This is a genomic window from Olleya sp. Hel_I_94 (assembly GCF_007827365.1).
Taxonomy (GTDB): Bacteria; Bacteroidota; Bacteroidia; order Flavobacteriales; family Flavobacteriaceae; genus Olleya.
On the sequence record NZ_VISI01000002.1, the window covers coordinates 1,496,863 to 1,514,695 of the forward strand.

Below are 17,833 nucleotides of genomic sequence, written 5' to 3' on the forward strand. Positions count from 1 at the left end.
AGCCAATATAAGAAACGCCTATGGGAACTTGGGGAACAGGAATTTCTTCAAATGATATTTACGAAGATATTAACTATGAATTCTTTGAATTATATAATCAAGGAATGGAAGTCTCTGCGATTACCGAAAAGTTAATTAAGGAAAATAAGGAACTGATTGATTCTCACGAAGACCAAAATAATTTTTGGATAACTATCGCCAAATCTCAATGGGAATGTAAATCGCTTGACCCAAAAGTTCTTAATCGAATTAAAGATATTGTCGAATCTGGAAAAGATATTGAATTGTGGAAAGAACTTGACGCTTCAACATCTTATTTGACTAAAAGGAAAAAAGTTCTCGATAGTTTTTTAGAGAAAATATCGACCGAAAAAAAGACATCTCGAAAACGAAAGGTAAAAAAATCACGAAATGCAATTTTTGAAAAAGGGGACTGTTTGGCTTTTAAATTAAATGATGGAGATTATTGTGGAGTTTTCGTGTTGGAATCGGAAATAGAAACGGAATTTGGACTGAATTTAATTGCTGTAACTGACATTAAACAATCAGAAAAACCAACCGAAAAAGATTTCGAAAACGCAAAGCTATTATTTAGACTTGAACAACAAATAAACAAAGAGTATAAACCAAAGGAACAAATTAGTTGGTATTATGCTCAACATTTCAAAAAATCAGAAACGGAATTTGAAAAAATTGGACAATTAAAAGTTAGTAAAGATTATTATTCAAATAAAGATTATCAAAGCTTTTCGAATTGGGACAATCTGAAATTATTTCAAGATGAATTCTATTCTGACTTTGAAAATAATAAGTGTAAGAACAAAGTTAAATTAAGTAGTTTAAGGAAAAAATACTGGCTACAACACCGTATATAATTTATTGCTAGTTCTAGCCTACTTACGAAAATCCTTGCGGATTTTCTATTCGGTTTTTATTTGTTAATTTAGGTGCTTAAACCACGCAACAAACCATATACAACAACGTTGGCACACATTTGAAAAATCGAACTAACCTATGAAACTATTGACAGGATTTTACATTTTTGTATTAATTGCAAGTTTACTGACAATTAATAATAATTTGATTAATTTATTAAACCCAACAATCATAATTAGCCTAATTGGAATTGCGTCAGCAATACTGTTTTTTACCAAAAAATCGAGTTTTTATTATTTGGGTATCATTTGGATTATTGCTCAAATTCCATATTTGATATTTGGAGAACATACTATTGATTTTTCTCAATTTCTGCATATTCATTTTTCTCTTAATATCGGTTCTGTATCTTTAGGATTAAATGCTCAAATATTTTTAATACTTTTTATAAAACCTCTTTTACTTTCTGAATTTCTATTTCAAAAAGTGACTTTTAAAGCATACACTGAAAATAATAAATTAAAAAGAGAAAGTGAATATTCTTTTATTCCAACGGATATTGTAGGACAAAAATTAGTTGGGAATTCTGAAATTGAAATTGAAAACGAAATGTATTCCAAAGTGAAATTTGTACCGACAAAGAGTGAGAGAATAAAAAAAGCTGGAATTACTTTAATTCCCGATAATAAAATCGGAGAAATTAAAGCAACTGTAGAATATAAACTGAACTAAAAAACGTGTGCCAACAATGTATAACCGCAATTACGGCGGATTCGACTACGTCCGAATCCACTCGGAATTGCTAAGGTCAGTGCTTAACCGAAAATTATTAACTTTAAAACCGTAACTGACGGTTATACGAGACCGTTGCCTACAATTGCAGAACTCAAATCAAAACGTGTCATACCGAATATAAAAATCACTGATTTTAAGCCAACATTATTAGTCTTTAGCTAACGCAAAGTACTCAGTTAACCAATTCAGAATTTTAGCCTGATAATGTAAGAAATACGATCTTCCGATATTCACTCAGACGCAACAACGACGCAAACCGAATTAGCTTGTTTACCTATAAAAAAGTAAAAATTAAAAACTGTAGGCAACACAGCATATAAAAAATTGTTTACTTTAGTGTCTTAATTATGGAAGTTGTTTATTTACTTACTGCTGAAATTCCTTCGGAATTTCATTGCGCGTAAACACAACTTTCCATATGCAACACGTTGGCAAACATTTAAGAAAAACTGCATAATTAGAAAATGAAGAACTTTTTAATAATCGTTTCAATCCTATTTTTCTGTAATCTAAATTACGGACAAATTGCAGTTATAAAAGATGTTGATGGATTTACAAACGTTCGGAAACTTCCTAAAATTGATTCTGAAGTCATTTATAAACTCAAAGATTCCGAAGTATTTAGTTATCAAGAAAACGAAACAGAATCGGATTGGATAACCGTATATATTTCAAAAAACAAATACCAATTGGAATGTGGAGAAGACGATACTTTTATGGGTTACATTCATAAAAGTCGTTTATGCCAAATTGAGGATTTGACTAAGTACACTGGAACTGAATTTTCATTTGAGTATAAGCTAAAGAAATTTAGTTTGGAAAATAAAATTTCGGATTTTGACGGAAAATGGCTGACCAAAATTAATGGACGTAGAATTTATGGAACTGACGGAAATATTCCTAAAACAGAAGTTGAAGGAATTGAAACCTCAATAAATGGAAAGTCTATTGAAATTCCAAACATCTTTTACGAGGATATTTTTGAATGTAACAATGAATTTGAAATCAATAAAAACAAAGATGATTATATTGTTCATCAATGGAATAGCGATGGAGCTGGCGGATATTTAATTGTTTGGGTTTTGGGTAATGACAAGTTAAAACAACGACTAATTTTAATACCATAAAAATAAAAACGATTTGCCAACACCGTGTAAAATTAATTGCTTGGTGCAAGCCTACTTACGAAAATCCTCGCGGATTTTCTATTCGGTTTGTATTTGCTAAATTAGGTGCTTAAACCACGCAACTAATTTTACACAAACACGTTGGCAACAAGCTGAAAAAACCGTGACTGAAAATCAAAATCCATATAAAATTTTAAAATATCCACCTGCGTATATGGATGGATATTTAGCTATTAATGGTTGTTTATCCGAATATTGTATCCCAATAGAATTCACAAAAAACAACGGAGAAAAATGGGTTTACGGATTTCACGGAGAAATTGAAAAAGGAATTGAAATAATTGACTTAAAAGACAACAGATATTTTTTCATATCAACAACCAATGAGTTAAACACAAATTACATAGTTGACGTTGAAACAATAAATCCAATTAAGGAGATTGATTATGTTTCAGAAATTTTAAAATACAAAAGTAAACTAATATTGATTTTAAGTTCCAATTCAATAGCAATAGTAAATAAACCGAATGATATAGAATACATCGAGAGTTTATGTTGGGACGGAATAAGAAATAACCGAATTGAAAATGGAGTTCTAAAAGGTCAACTTTATGATTGGAATAATAGTGATAGCGGAGAGAAATATGACAAAACTAATTATGAACTTGACTTGAAAACACTGATTTTAAGAAAAGGAAAGGAATTAGAACGAAAACAAGTCCCAATAAAAAAAATGAAACTCGAAAAAGTGGAAGTCAAAAAACAAAAATGGTGGAAAATATGGTAAACGGAATAAAAAGCCAGTTGCCAACACCGTATAAAATTAATTGCTAGTTTTAGCCAGTTTACGAAAGTCCTCGCGGACTTTCTATCTGTGATTTATTTGCTAACTTTAGTGCTTAAATCACGCAACTAATCTTATACAACAACGTTGGCATTAATACACCTAAATGAACGCAAAAAAGAAAAAGAAATACACATTAGAAGAGGTTTTTACACCAAGTCAGCCAGCTAAATATACTTTCGTTGAAAGAAGTTCTGTGAACAATAGACTAGAACGAGCTTTAAAAACACCAGGCAAACAATTGGTAATTTATGGACATTCAGGAGCTGGAAAAACAACTCTTTTGACAAATAAATTCAAAGCAAAAAAAATAAAATCAATTACAACGAGATGTGTCACTGGAATGACATTATCAGACATTGTAAAAGACGCATTTAGTCAATTAGAAATTTTCTATGTAACACAATCAGATAAAGTTGAAAGCAATAAATTAGGTGGAGGTTTGAGCGCATCTTATTTCGGTTTAAAGGCATCTATATCAGCAGATACTTCTGGAAGTAGTAAAACAGTTGTAAAAAGAGCTGTAGAATTGCCCATTAACCCTCAAACACTAGCCAAGTTTATTGGAGAGTCTGGAAATTGTTGGGTAATAGAAGATTTTCATAAAATAAATTCAGAAGATAAAGTTTTATTAGCTCAAATAATGAAAGTTTTTATGGATTCATCAGTTGATTATCCAAAGCTCAAAATTATTGCAATTGGAGCTGTAAATACAGCACGAGAAGTGGTTCAATATGACCCTGAAATGCGTAACAGAATTTCTGAAATCGAAGTTCCTCTGATGAGTGTGGAAGATTTAGAAGATATACTTACGGTTGGTCAAGATTTATTAAACATCTCAATTCCACATACCATTACAGATAAAATTGTTGCTTATTCTAGTGGTCTTCCTGCGGTTACACATCAGCTTGGATTATTGATGTGTGAGGCTAGCAAAGTCGAAATAACTCATAATTCTGCAAAAGCCTTAAAATTAGACATAAAGACTTTTGATAATGCACTAGACGAATATTTGAATGAAAATTCAGATACACTTAAAGCTGTATATGAAAATGCAACAAAAATATCTCATAAAAGAAAATCCGAAAACCCAAGTGATATTCTTACTGCGATTTTAGCTTCAAACAAAGAGAATATTTCGATTTTAGAAATAAAAGAAAATTTACAACTGAGTGATAAAACATATAAGGGAAATAATTTAAAAAAATATGTTGATGAACTTACAACACCAAATCGTTCAGAAATTTTAAGATACAATAAAGATTCAGGAACATATTACTTTTCAAATCCTTTTATAAAAGCATACTCACAATGTGCATTAAAGAGAGATGTTCAAACAGGTAGTATGAGTCCGAAAGCATTTTTAAAAGAGTTTAGAGATACTTTTGACAAAGAATTAGAAATTGCAAGACTGGCATTTGAAAGAGATTTTGAATAATAAGTACTAATGCCAACACCGTGTATAATTAATTGCTTTAGCAAGTGCTTATTTGGAAAATTCCTTCGGAATTTTCTCGCGTTCGTTTTTGTTTACTAAATTAGTTGCTGAAACACGCAACTAACCATACACAATCACGTTGCCTACAATTGCAACGCTCAATTCAAAACGTGTAATACCGAATATAAAAACCACTGTTTTTAGCTAACTTTATTAGTCTTTAGCTAACGTAAAGTGCACAGTTATCCAATTCAGAATTTTAGCCTGATAATGTAAAAAAGTATGGTTTTCCGATATTCACTCAGACGCAATATTGACGCAAACCGAGTTAGCTTGTGGCTCAAAAAAAATAAAATTAAAAACTGTAGGCAACACAGCATATAAAAAATTGTTTACTTTAGTGTCTTAATTATGGAAGTTGTTTATTTACTTACTGCTGAAATTCCTTCGGAATTTCATTGCTCGTAAACACAACTTTCCATATGCAACACGTTACCTACAATAACAGAGCGCAATTCAAAACGTGTAATACCGAATATAAAAACCCCTAATTTAAGCTTACTTTAATAGTCTTTAGCTAACATAAAGCGCGCAGTTAACCAATTCAGAATTTTAGCCAGATAATGTAAAAAAGTATGGTTTTCCGATATTCACTCTGACGCAACAACGACGCAAACCGAATTAGCTTGTTTCCCAATAAAAAAATAAAAATAAAAAACTGTAGGTAACACAGCATATAAAAAATTGTTTATTTTAGTGTCTAAATTATGGAAGTTGCTTATTTACTAACTGCTGAAATTCCTTCGGAATTTCATTGCTCGTAAACACAACTTTCCATATGCAACACGTTGCCTACAATTGCAACGCTCAATTCAAAACGTATAAAACCGAATATAAAAATCACTGATTTTAAGCTAACTTTATTAGTCTTTAGCTAACATAAAGCGCACAGTTTACCAATTCAGAATTTTAGCCTGATAATGTAAAAAAGTATGGTTTTCCGATATTCACTCTGACGTAACAACGACGCAAACCGAATTAGCTTGTTGCTCAAAAAAGTAAAAATTAAAAACTGTAGGCAACACAGCATATAAAAAATTGTTTACTTTAGTGTCTTAATTATGGAAGTTGTCTATTTACTTACTGCTGAAATTCCTTCGGAATTTCATTGCTCGTAAACACAACTTTCCATATGCAACACGTTGCCTACAATTGCAACGCTCAATACAAAACGTGTAAAACCGAAAATAAAACCCACTGATTTTAAGCTAACTTTATTAGTCTTTAGCTAACATAAAGTACACAGTTAACTAAATTCAGAATTTTAGCCTGATAATGTAAAAAAGTATGGTTTTCCGATATTCACTCAGACGCAATATTGACGCAAACCGAATTAGCTTGTTACTCAAAAAAAGTAAAAATAAAAAACTGTAGGCAACACAGCATATAAAAAATTGTTTACTTTAGTACTTAAATCATGGAAGTTGTTTATTTACTTACTGCTGAAATTCCTTCGGAATTTCATTGCGCGTAAACACAACTTTCCATATGCAACACGTTAGCTGCAACCTGAACAAACCAACGAGCATCCTATTAAATGAATAGACTTTTCCACATATTCAAAGTTGACGGAGCAGATGCAAAAAGAATTTCCGCACAACCTGACGAACCTCACAATCACGACTTTGAAGAATTATTGATTGGAATAAACGGTGAGTTGGAACATTTCATTGATTTTAATACTACCAAAATTCAAGCACCTTTTGTGAGTTTCGTCACCAAAGGAAAGGCGCACCGACTAATACCAAGAATTTATAACGGGAAATGCGACATTTGGGGAATTCGTTTCAAGAGCGAATTTATTCCCGAGACTACATTTCAACTATACTCTCTCTATCACGACCAAGCTAACATAAAATTTGAAAAAGGGTATTGTTTTCAAAGATTGGTTACACTTTGTGAGATGATGTATTCAGAAACACAACAAGAAACAACTGACCTTTCCATAATAAGACAACTATTAAGTGTTCTGTTCACTATGATAGAAGCCGAAAGAAAAAAGATAGAACCACAAAACGAGCCTTTGCAAAAAACACAGCATATATCGTTCGGAAATTTTCTGAACATTCTTGAAGAAAATTATCGAAGACCAGTTGGCGTGGAATTCTATGCAGAAAAACTATTTATGTCATCAAGAAATTTGAATCTAATTTGCCAAAATATTTTAGAGCAAAGTGTTTCTGAAATAATCGAAACCCGTAAATTGATTGAAGCAAAAAACCTATTGATTTCCACCGAAAAAACTATTTCTGAAATTGCCTACGAGTTGGGGTATAACGAAAACTCATACTTCTCTAATGTGTTCAAAAAGAAGGCTGGACAATCGCCAACTGAATTTAGGGACGATATGCAAAAAAGGCTCACTTCCTAAATTTACAACTCAACTACCGAATAGTGTAATTCAAAACATAAGCATTGTTGCTAATTTTGTAATCAAATAACAATTCAATAGAATTTAAATTTAATGATTATGAAAAAAGTAATGTATTTATTAGCAATGACCTTTATAACTATAGGTTCATACGCACAGACCCAATGGAAAGTAGACCCTTACCATTCGTCCTTAAATTTTAATATTTCCCACTCTGGAATTAGTCTTGTAAACGGGAAGTTTTTAGAATACACAGGAAACTTAACTAAAAACGGAGAAGCTCTTAACGATGCAAGTTTCGATTTTACTGTTGATGTAAAAAGTATAAACACCGACGTAGAAAATAGAGACAATCACTTAAGAAGTGCTGATTTTTTTGAAGTTGAAAAGTACCCTAATATGACTTTTAAGAGTAATAAAATTTTAGCAACAGGTAAACCAGACCATTATTTACTATATGGTAAGCTCACTATCAAGGATGTTGCGAAAGATGTGATTTTTGATGTAAATTTTGGAGGAATTGCCAAGAGCGACAAAGGGGAAAAGTTAGGTATGAAAGCTGAAACAATCATCAATAGGATTGATTATAATATTGATTATGACCCAACAGCTGTTGGCATTGGAAAAGATGTAACCATAGTAGTCAACTTACAGTTTGCCAAGCAGTAATATTTTTTAAAATTATTTATAAAAGAATTAAAACTTAATAAAAATGAAAACAACAAAATGGGCAATTGACCCAACACACAGCGAAATCACTTTTAAAGTAAAACACTTAATGATTTCTAACGTAAAAGGAGAATTTAGAACTTTTCAAGCTAACATTGATGGCGAAGATTTTACAAACTCTACAATTTCGGCAAACATTGATGCAAGTTCTATATCAACCAACAATAACGATAGAGACACGCACCTAAAAAGTCCTGACTTCTTTGAAGTAGAAAAATATCCAGTAATTACATTTGTAAGCACTTCAATCAAAAAAGTAGATGATGATGAATTCAAATTAGTAGGCGACCTTACAATTAAAGGAACCACTAAAGAAATCACGTTAGATACCGAGTTTGGAGGTTTTATGAAAGACCCTTACGGAAACGAAAAAGCAGGCTTTTCCATAAATGGCAAACTGAACCGTAAAGACTTTGGACTCAATTGGAATGCTGCCTTGGAAGCAGGAGGCGTTATGGTTGCAAATGAAATTAAAATTTACGCAGAGGTTCAATTTATAAAGCAAGTTTCATAATTTATTATGAAATGGATAGAAAACGATTTATAAAATCATTGGCGTTATTGCCACTAATAAGTAGAAGTATGAATTTAAAAGATTTAAACAAAATGACTTCAACAATGAGTAACACAGGCAAAATGCCTGTGTTATTTCTTGGTCACGGAAGCCCAATGAATGCCATTGAAGAAAACGAATTTGTTACGGAATTCAGAAAATTGGGTAAAGAATTGGCACGACCAAATGCTATCCTTTGTATTTCTGCACATTGGGAAACAAAAGGTACGTTTGTTACTGCAATGCAAAATCCGCCAACCATTCACGATTTTGGTGGTTTTCCACAAGCATTATTTGACGTTCAATATCCAGCAAAAGGAAGCCCAGAACTTGCACAAGAAACCAAAAGTATTATAACCAAAACAGAAGTTGGATTAGATGATAAATGGGGACTTGACCACGGAGCGTGGAGCGTAATCAAACATCTATATCCAAATGCCGATATTCCAGTAATACAAATGAGCATTGATTATTCGCAACCAGCAAAATATCATTACGAATTAGCTAAAGAAATTAGTAGCCTTCGCCAGAAAGGAGTTTTGATTATTGGAAGTGGAAATATAGTCCATAATCTACGTATGGTAGCTTGGAAAAAATTAAACGAACAATATGCTTATGATTGGGCAATAGAGGCAAACGAAAAAATGAAAAGCCACATTTTAAGTGGAGACCATCAAAAACTTATTGACTTTAAATCACAAGGAAAAGCCTTCGATTTGGCTATTCCGACACCTGAACATTATCTGCCTTTACTTTATACATTGGCATTAAAAGAAGAAAATGAAAAAATAACATTATTCAACGACAAAGCAGTCGGTGGTTCGTTATCAATGACCTCTCTAAAAATTGAATCTGAATAAGAAATCGAAAAAAGGCAGCAGCTAACAACGTATATAAAAAATAGCGGTTTAAGTGCTAAATCGAAATGAATTTTATAAATTTAAGGTCTGTGTTTAACCGAAAAATTAGTGCGTAAAATCCGCTACTTTTCATATACAAGACCGTTGCCTACAATTGCAACGCTCAATTCAAAACGTGTAATACCGAATATAAAAACCACTGATTTTAAGCTACCTTTAATAGTCTTAAGCTAACATTAAGTACACAGTTTACTAAATTCAGAATTTTAGCCTGATAATGTAAAAAAAGTATGGTTTTCCGATATTCACTCAGACGCAACAACGACGTAAACCGAATTAGCTTGTGGCTCAAAAAAAGTAAAAATTAAAAACTGTAGGCAACACAGCATATAAAAAATTGTTTACTTTAGTACTTAAATTATGGAAGTTGTTTATTTACTTACTGCTGAAATTCCTTCGGAATTTCATTGCTCGTAAACACAACTTTCCATATCCAACACGTTGGCAACAAGCTGAAAAAAACTCACGATAAACAAATGAATATCAGAAAAATAAATATTCAAGACATTGAAACGCTAAAAGAAATTGGGAAACTGACTTTTGCCGAAACTTTTTCTTCAGAAAATAGCGAAGAGAATATGAAAGAATATTTGGAAAACGGATTTTCAACTGAAAAACTGACTGCGGAATTGACAGACCAAAACGCTGAATTTTATTTTGCGGAACTTGACGGAAAAACAATCGGATATTTAAAAGTAAACGTCGGACAATCCCAAACCGAAATAAAGGAAAAAAACACACTCGAAATCGAACGGATTTATGTGCTAAAAGAATTTCACGGAAAAAAAGTCGGACAAATCCTTTATGACAAAGCAATTGAATTGGCTAAAGAAAAAAATGTGGAATATGTTTGGTTGGGAGTTTGGGAACAAAACCCGAGAGCAATACGATTTTATGAAAAAAATGGATTTGTAGCATTTGACAAACACGTTTTCAAACTTGGTAATGATGAACAGACTGACATAATGATGAAACTCGAACTGAATGAAAAAAAGCCAGTTGCCAACAATGTATAACCGCAATTACGGCGGATTCGACTACGTCCGAATCCACTCGGAATTGCTAAAGCCTGTGCTAAACCGAAAATTAACGCATATAAACCCGTAACTGACGGTTATACGAGACCGTTGGCAGTAATGTAAAAAACGAACAAAATCGAAATTTAAGACCATTGAAAAACTAAAAAACAAATGAATTACATTGTTGAGAATGAAAAATTGACCCTTCAATATATCCCAGGAAATGGAGCTTGGACTTATCAATTGATAATTCCCAACACGAAAAATATCAAAGGAAAATGGGGCGATTTAAAAGTGTCTGGGACAATAGATGGTTATGAAATAAAAAATAAGAATTTAGGGCCAGTAAAAAATTCGGACAAAAAAATGTCTGTTAATTCGGAAATTAGAAACGCAATAAACAAAGATGGAGGAGATACTGTTATCGTGACATTATATCTGGAAAATCAAACTGGAATGAATGACAATTCTGAAATTTTGGAATGCTTTAAAGATGCACAAGTTTTGCGAATTTTTGAACGGCTGGAGAAAATAGAACAGACAGAAATTCTAAATGAAATCTGGACTGTTGCTACGGACGACCAAAAAGCGGAAAAAATAATCAAGGCAATTGAAAACCTTGAAAGTAAATGGAGTTAAGTGAGTGGAAAAACACTACTGCCAACACCGTATATAATTTATTGCTAGTTCTAGCCTACTTACGAAAATCCTCGCGGATTTTCTATTCGGTTTTTATTTGCTAAATTATGTGCTAAACCACGCAACAAACCATATACAAACACGTTGGCAAACATTTAAGAAAAACTGCATAATTAGAAAATGAAGAACTTTTTAATAATCGTTTCAATCCTATTTTTCTGTAATCTGAATTACGGACAAATTGCAGTTATAAAAGATGTTGATGGATTTACAAACGTTCGGAAACTTCCTAAAATTGATTCTGAAGTCATTTATAAACTCAAAGATTCCGAAGTATTTAGTTATCAAGAAAACGAAACAGAATCGGATTGGATAACCGTATATATTTCAAAAAACAAATACCAATTGGAATATGGAGAAGACGATACTTTTATGGGTTACATTCATAAAAGTCGTTTATGCCAAATTGAGGATTTGACTAAGTACACTGGAACTGAATTTTCATTTGAGTATAAGCTAAAGAAATTTAGTTTGGAAAATAAAATTTCGGATTTTGACGGAAAATGGCTGACCAAAATTAATGGACGTAGAATTTATGGAACTGACGGAAATATTCCTAAAACAGAAGTTGTAGGAATTGAAACCTCAATAAATGGAAAGTCTATTGAAATTCCAAACATCTTTTACGAGGATATTTTTGAATGTAACAATGAATTTGAAATCAATAAAAACAAAGATGATTATATTGTTCATCAATGGAATAGCGATGGAGCTGGCGGATATTTAATTGTTTGGGTTTTGGGTAATGACAAGTTAAAACAACGACTAATTTTAATACCATAAAAATAAAAACGATTTGCCAACACCGTGTATAATTAATTGCTTGTTTTAAGACTACTTACGAACATTCCTGCGGAATATTCTATCTGTGATTTATTTGCTAACTTTAGTGCTTAAATCCCGCAACTAACCATACACAATCACGTTACCTGCAAGCTGAAAATCGAACTTATGAAAAAAATTGGAACTATAATTTTACTGCTGATTTCCATAAATATATTTGGACAAAACCTATCTAAATGTGGAATCGACAACAATCCGAAACTCACTCAAACGGAATCTGAATTTCTAACTGAATATATGAATGACGAACAGCGAAAAAATTTTGATTTAACGAACAAGAAAGTGATTTTTATAACTGGAAATAGTGCTCAACAATTAGGAACGAAATCGGAATATTTTGACAAAATAAAAGAGTGGAATAAAAACGGAAATAAAATTGCTACTTGGATTGTCGAACTGAATGAAAACGAACGAAAAATATCTGGTGGATATGATGTTATAATCACATATTGGGTTAAAAATTTGACAAAAAAAAGAAAGAAGAAAATTATAACCGAAATAAAAGCCAGCAGGTAACACCGTGTATAATTAATTGCTTTTTTCTTCTCTACTTGCGAATATTCCTGCGGAATATTCACGGGTTCGTAAAAGTTTACTAATTTAGTTGCTAAACCACGCAACTAACCATACACATCAACGTTGCCTACAATTGCAACGCTCTATTCAAAACGTGTCATAACGAATATAAAAACCACTGATTTCAAGCTAACTTTATTAGTCTTTAGCTAACATAAAGTACACAGTTAACCAATTCAGAATTTTAGCCAGATAATGTAAAAAATACGATCTTCCGATATTCACTCAGACGCAATAACGACGTAAACCGAATTAGCTTGTTGCTCAAAAAAAAGTAAAAATTAAAAACTGTAGGCAACACAGCATATATAAAATTGTTTACTTTAGTGTCTAGATAATGGAAGTTGTTTATTTACTTACTGCTGAAATTCCTTCGGAATTTCATTGCACGCAAATCACAACTTTCCATATCCAACAACGTTACCACACATTAACCAAAAAAACCGTAAAAATTGAAATTTAAACTTGGACTTTCATTATTTTTTGTTTTCGGATTTTTCTTTTTTAGAATAATCGGACCAATAATTACTGGGAAATTGAAAGATTTTCATATCAGAAATAACACAGGACTTGTTGAAAAAACCCCAATAATTTTTAAAGTTTTTAATCTATTTTTTAAAGGAGCATCAATAATGTGTTTGATTTATATAATTATGATTTGGACTGGATTTGTTACAATCCCAAGCGAATAAATAAAATAAACTGTTTGTATTGAGAACAACTGAATTTTTAAAAATAAAGACAAATTATCTGGGAATTGGAATTAGGTCAGTTCTCTTTTTCGGTATTCTGTTACTTCTGATTTTGATTGAGATATTTGCTTTTTTCCTAATATTTGGTTCAGGAGTTGGTGCAAGTCGCATTTCGGAATTATGGTACGTTGATTTAATTTTTAATTATTTACCGATTTTATTCGTTGGCGGATTTTTGGCTTATAGAATAATAAAAGAATATAAAAAACAAGAATATGTAAAATTCAAAACGAATATAATTACACTTTTAATATTGATTTTTCTATTCTCAATCAGAAATCAATTAGAACGACTGATTTTCTGAATGGAAAAATAAAAACGTGTGGTAACACCGTATATAATTTATTGCTGGTTCTAGCCTACTTACGAAAATCCTCGCGGATTTTCTATTCGGTTTTTATTTGCTAAATTAGGTGCTTAAACCAAGCAACAAATCATATACAAACACGTTGCCTACAATTGCAACGCTCTATTCAAAACGTGTCATACCGAATATAAAAACCACTGATTTTAAGCTTACTTAAATAGTCTTTAGCTAACGTAAAGTATACAGGTTACCAATTCAGAATTTTAGCCTGATAATGTAAAAAATACGATCTTCCGATATTCACTCAGACGCAACAACGACGCAAACCGAATTAGCTTGTTTCCCAATAAAAAAGTAAAAATTAAAAACTGTAGGCAACACAGCATATAAAAAATTGTTTACTTTAGTGTCTAAATTATGGAAGTTGTTTATTTACTTACTGCTGAAATTCCTACGGAATTTCATTGCACGCAAATCACAACTTTCCATATCCAACAACGTTGGCAACAATTAAAACATAACGATGAAAATTAAGGAACTAAAGAATATTTTTTCTGAACTTGTTCAAGAACTGACTTTTGAATACAAAGAAAACCCAAATAATGTAACACTTTTTAAACAATTAGTTGGTCTACGTAAGGCAATGAATAAGTTGGAAACAACTGGCTTATTAACAGACGAAGTTAAAGAATTTCGTTCAAGTGCTATATTTACTACTAACAAAGACAATATTTCATTAAACACAAGTGAGGCTCGTCAACTAAAAACTAAGTTGGATAATTTAATTAGACTTGTTGGTTCACTAAATACAAGTTTTAAAGAAATTGGTGGTGAAGTAAATGAAAACAGTATAAGTATAAAGCTTCCAGAAGTCACAGATTTTGAAGACCTTTCAAAATTCAGTTCAGATTTTCATAAAATATTAAATCAAGCTATTGTAAATGACGAAATAAACGGACAAGTAAGAATTGATAGTGTAGAAAATGGTTCAATCTGGTTAGATGTTTACTTAGGTTCAACAGCAGCTGTTACATTAATTGGTAGTTTAACTTGGTCTGCTGCTGTAATTTATAAAAAAATCAAAGAAGGTCAATTGATTGAGCAACACGTGAAATCATTAAAAATTAAAAATGACAGTTTAAAAGAAATTCAAGAAAAACAAAAACAAGCACTTGATTTAATGATAGAAGCTGAAGCTCAATCTCTATATAATGAAAGTTTTGATGGTGATAATAATGAGCAAATTGAAAGATTAAAATTATCAGTTAAAATGTTATCAAACCTAATAGAAAAAGGTGCAGAAATACATCCTGCTTTAAACCAACCCGAAAAAGTAACTAATTTATTTCCTGATATGAAAAAATTGAATTCAATTGAAAGCCGAATAAAAAAACTTGAGGAATAAAACTATTGCCAACACCGTGTATAATTAATTGCTAGGTTCTTCCCTACTTGCGAATATTCCTGCGGAATATTCACGGGTTCGTAAAAGTTTACTAAATTAGTTGCTTAACCACGCAACTAACCATACACAAACACGTTGCCTACAATTGCAACGCTCTATTCAAAACGTGTAATACCGAATATAAAAACCACTGATTTTAAGCTACCTTTATAAGTCTTTAGCTAACATTAAGCACACAGTTAACCAATTCAGAATTTTAGCCTGTTAATGTAAAAAAATACGATCTTCCGATATTCACTCTGACGTAACAACGACGTAAACCGAATTAGCTTGTTGACCAATAAAAAAGTAAAAATTAAAAACTGTAGGCAACACAGCATATAAAAAATTGTTTACTTTAGTGTCTAGATAATGGAAGTTGTTTATTTACTTACTGCTGAAATTCCTTCGGAATTTCATTGCGCGCAAATCACAACTTTCCATATCCAACAACGTTGCCTACAATTGCAACGCTCTATTCAAAACGTGTAATACCGAATATAAAAACCACTGATTTTAAGCTTAATTAAATAGTCTTTAGCTAACATACAGTATACAGGTTACCAATTCAGAATTTTAGCCTGATAATGTAAAGAATACGATCTTCCGATATTCACTCAGACGCAACAACGACGCAAACCGAATTAGCTAGTTTCTCAATAAAAGTAAAAATTAAAAACTGTAGGCAACACCGCATATAAAAAATTGTTTACTTTAGTGTCTAAATTATGGAAGTTGTTTATTTACTTACTGCTGAAATTCCTTCGGAATTTCATTGCGCGCAAATCACAACTTTCCATATCCAACAACGTTGTGCATAATATGAAAAGACTAACATTTATAATATTAATTCTGACGATGATTTCCTGTAATTATGGAAAAAACGGAATTACAGCGGAAATCAAAAACTCTTCCGACAAATCTATTCGGAATGTAGTTTTCTTATCTGACAAAAACACAAAATTGGAATTTGAAAAAATTGAACCGAACGAAACCGTTGAGAAATTTCTCGATATGACAAAAAATCAAAAAGGAGATGGAGCTTACGGATTAAGTTTTAAACGTGAAAATGGACAAAAAGAATATAGAGGTGGAGGATATTATACGAATGGAGGTTCATTGGACAGAAAAGTCGAATGCGAAATAAAAAATGACACAATTATAATGAAATTCAGCGGAATTGGATATTAAATAAAAATACTATGCACAACACCGTATATAATTTATTGCTAGTTCTAGCCTACTTACGAAAATCCTCGCGGATTTTCTATTCGGTTTTTATTTGCTAAATTAGGTGCTTAAAACACGCAACAAACCATATACAACAACGTTGGGCAATATTATAGAAAACTACTAAATTCCGTTTTCAAGAGTTAAATTGTTGTTACATATTTTGTCAGTAATTAAATTTATCGTTATTTTGTAACATAAAACTAATATTAAAATGGACACTACTGAAATAATCGGGACTAATATCAAAGAGTATAGAAAAGCTTTAGGATATAACCAAGACCATTTAGCGAATTACCTATCAATCTCTAGAGAACAAATTTCTAATTATGAACTTGGAAAAAGAGATGTTCCATATGAAAACATGGAAAAACTATGCAGTCTTTTCGGTATAGAACTAGAAGAGCTATTAGAAGAAAATATAGATATTAAGAAAGCTAATCTTTCATTTGCTTTCAGAAGTAATGGCACAGATTCTGACATAAAAGCAATTGCCGATTTTAAAAAAATAGTTTTAAATTACATCAAAATCGATACATTAATTAATGATTTATAAAACACGAAAAAAAGCTACGGAGTTTAGAAATCAAAATGGATATAGTAATTTAGAACCAATTGATTTAGAAAGCTTTCTCATTAAACTAAATGTAATTACTATATTCAAACCTTTGTCTCAAGATTTTTCCGGAATGGCTATTAAATCTAAAGACAAAAACTTTATGCTTATAAATTCTAATCATTCAATAGGTAGACAAAACTTCTCTATTTGTCATGAATTATATCACTTATACTTTGATCCAAATTTCACCCCACATAATTCTATTTCAGGAAAATTCGACAAAAGAACTAATGAATATTTAGCTGATATTTTCGCTTCTTACTTATTAATGCCAGATGATGCTATTTTAAATTTCATTCCTGATGAAGAATTAAAAAAAAATAAGATAAACTTAAAAACTATCCTAAAGACAGAACATTATTTCAAATGTTCAAGAACTGCTTTATTATTTCGTTTAAAAGAATTAAATGTTATTACAGATTCTAAATTTGAGGAATATAGACAGGATATTAAATTAAAAGCAAAACAAAACGGTTATTCTACTAAACTTTATGAACAAGGAAATGAAAACCTAGTAATTGGAGATTTTGGTTCAAAAAGCAGATATCTTTTTGAAAATGAAAAAATATCAGAAAGTCATTATTTAACCCTTTTAAATTCTATTGGTATAGATTTATTTAATGATTAACTT

General features: G+C 31.3%; 18 protein-coding genes. All 18 read left to right on the top strand.

Annotated elements, in window-relative coordinates:
* The first annotated feature begins 20 nt into the window (after window positions 1–20).
* A complete protein-coding gene (locus JM82_RS09970; protein ID WP_145003037.1) occupies window positions 21–875 on the top strand; it encodes a hypothetical protein in 855 nt (284 codons plus the stop codon).
* A gap of 139 nt (window positions 876–1,014) precedes the next feature.
* Window positions 1,015–1,608, top strand: a complete 594-nt coding sequence (locus JM82_RS09975) for a hypothetical protein (protein WP_145003040.1) — start codon at window positions 1,015–1,017, stop codon at window positions 1,606–1,608.
* 527 nt (window positions 1,609–2,135) lie between these two features.
* Entirely contained in the window at window positions 2,136–2,798 is a 663-nt protein-coding gene (locus JM82_RS09980; RefSeq protein ID WP_145003043.1) for a hypothetical protein, read from the top strand.
* 163 nt (window positions 2,799–2,961) lie between these two features.
* The gene (locus tag JM82_RS09985; protein ID WP_145003046.1) at window positions 2,962–3,585 is read left to right on the top strand and encodes a hypothetical protein; all 624 of its coding nucleotides are present in this window, start codon (window positions 2,962–2,964) and stop codon (window positions 3,583–3,585) included.
* A gap of 163 nt (window positions 3,586–3,748) precedes the next feature.
* Window positions 3,749–5,080, top strand: coding sequence for an ATP-binding protein (locus JM82_RS09990; RefSeq protein ID WP_145003049.1), 1,332 nt, complete (start codon window positions 3,749–3,751; stop codon window positions 5,078–5,080).
* A gap of 1,597 nt (window positions 5,081–6,677) precedes the next feature.
* Window positions 6,678–7,511, top strand: coding sequence for a helix-turn-helix transcriptional regulator (locus JM82_RS09995; protein WP_145003052.1), 834 nt, complete (start codon window positions 6,678–6,680; stop codon window positions 7,509–7,511).
* A 99-nt stretch (window positions 7,512–7,610) separates the two neighbouring features.
* Complete coding sequence (locus JM82_RS10000; protein ID WP_145003055.1) at window positions 7,611–8,180, top strand: YceI family protein; 570 nt, start codon at window positions 7,611–7,613, stop codon at window positions 8,178–8,180.
* A gap of 43 nt (window positions 8,181–8,223) precedes the next feature.
* Complete coding sequence (locus JM82_RS10005) at window positions 8,224–8,754, top strand: YceI family protein (protein ID WP_066256932.1); 531 nt, start codon at window positions 8,224–8,226, stop codon at window positions 8,752–8,754.
* A 68-nt stretch (window positions 8,755–8,822) separates the two neighbouring features.
* Window positions 8,823–9,653, top strand: a complete 831-nt coding sequence (gene ygiD, locus JM82_RS10010; RefSeq protein ID WP_066256950.1) for a 4,5-DOPA dioxygenase extradiol — start codon at window positions 8,823–8,825, stop codon at window positions 9,651–9,653.
* Window positions 9,654–10,189: 536 nt separating this feature from the next.
* Window positions 10,190–10,729: a GNAT family N-acetyltransferase gene (locus JM82_RS10015; protein ID WP_145003058.1), complete on the top strand. Its 540-nt coding sequence runs from the start codon at window positions 10,190–10,192 to the stop codon at window positions 10,727–10,729.
* 174 nt (window positions 10,730–10,903) lie between these two features.
* Window positions 10,904–11,371: a DUF1905 domain-containing protein gene (locus tag JM82_RS10020; RefSeq protein ID WP_145003061.1), complete on the top strand. Its 468-nt coding sequence runs from the start codon at window positions 10,904–10,906 to the stop codon at window positions 11,369–11,371.
* Window positions 11,372–11,551: 180 nt separating this feature from the next.
* Window positions 11,552–12,214, top strand: coding sequence for a hypothetical protein (locus JM82_RS10025; protein WP_145003064.1), 663 nt, complete (start codon window positions 11,552–11,554; stop codon window positions 12,212–12,214).
* Window positions 12,215–12,382: 168 nt separating this feature from the next.
* Window positions 12,383–12,790 (top strand): hypothetical protein, encoded by a 408-nt coding sequence (locus JM82_RS10030; protein ID WP_145003067.1) that lies wholly within the window; start codon window positions 12,383–12,385, stop codon window positions 12,788–12,790.
* Between the two features lie 771 nt (window positions 12,791–13,561).
* Entirely contained in the window at window positions 13,562–13,906 is a 345-nt protein-coding gene (locus tag JM82_RS10035) for a hypothetical protein (RefSeq protein WP_145003070.1), read from the top strand.
* 526 nt (window positions 13,907–14,432) lie between these two features.
* Window positions 14,433–15,314, top strand: a complete 882-nt coding sequence (locus JM82_RS10040; protein WP_145003073.1) for a hypothetical protein — start codon at window positions 14,433–14,435, stop codon at window positions 15,312–15,314.
* Window positions 15,315–16,367: 1,053 nt separating this feature from the next.
* The gene (locus tag JM82_RS16395) at window positions 16,368–16,544 is read left to right on the top strand and encodes a hypothetical protein (protein WP_186439207.1); all 177 of its coding nucleotides are present in this window, start codon (window positions 16,368–16,370) and stop codon (window positions 16,542–16,544) included.
* A 253-nt stretch (window positions 16,545–16,797) separates the two neighbouring features.
* Entirely contained in the window at window positions 16,798–17,139 is a 342-nt protein-coding gene (locus JM82_RS10045; protein WP_100945828.1) for a helix-turn-helix domain-containing protein, read from the top strand.
* Window positions 17,129–17,830, top strand: coding sequence for an ImmA/IrrE family metallo-endopeptidase (locus tag JM82_RS10050; protein ID WP_100945829.1), 702 nt, complete (start codon window positions 17,129–17,131; stop codon window positions 17,828–17,830). The genes JM82_RS10045 and JM82_RS10050 overlap by 11 nt, the downstream gene beginning before the upstream one ends.
* Window positions 17,831–17,833: the final 3 nt, after the last annotated feature.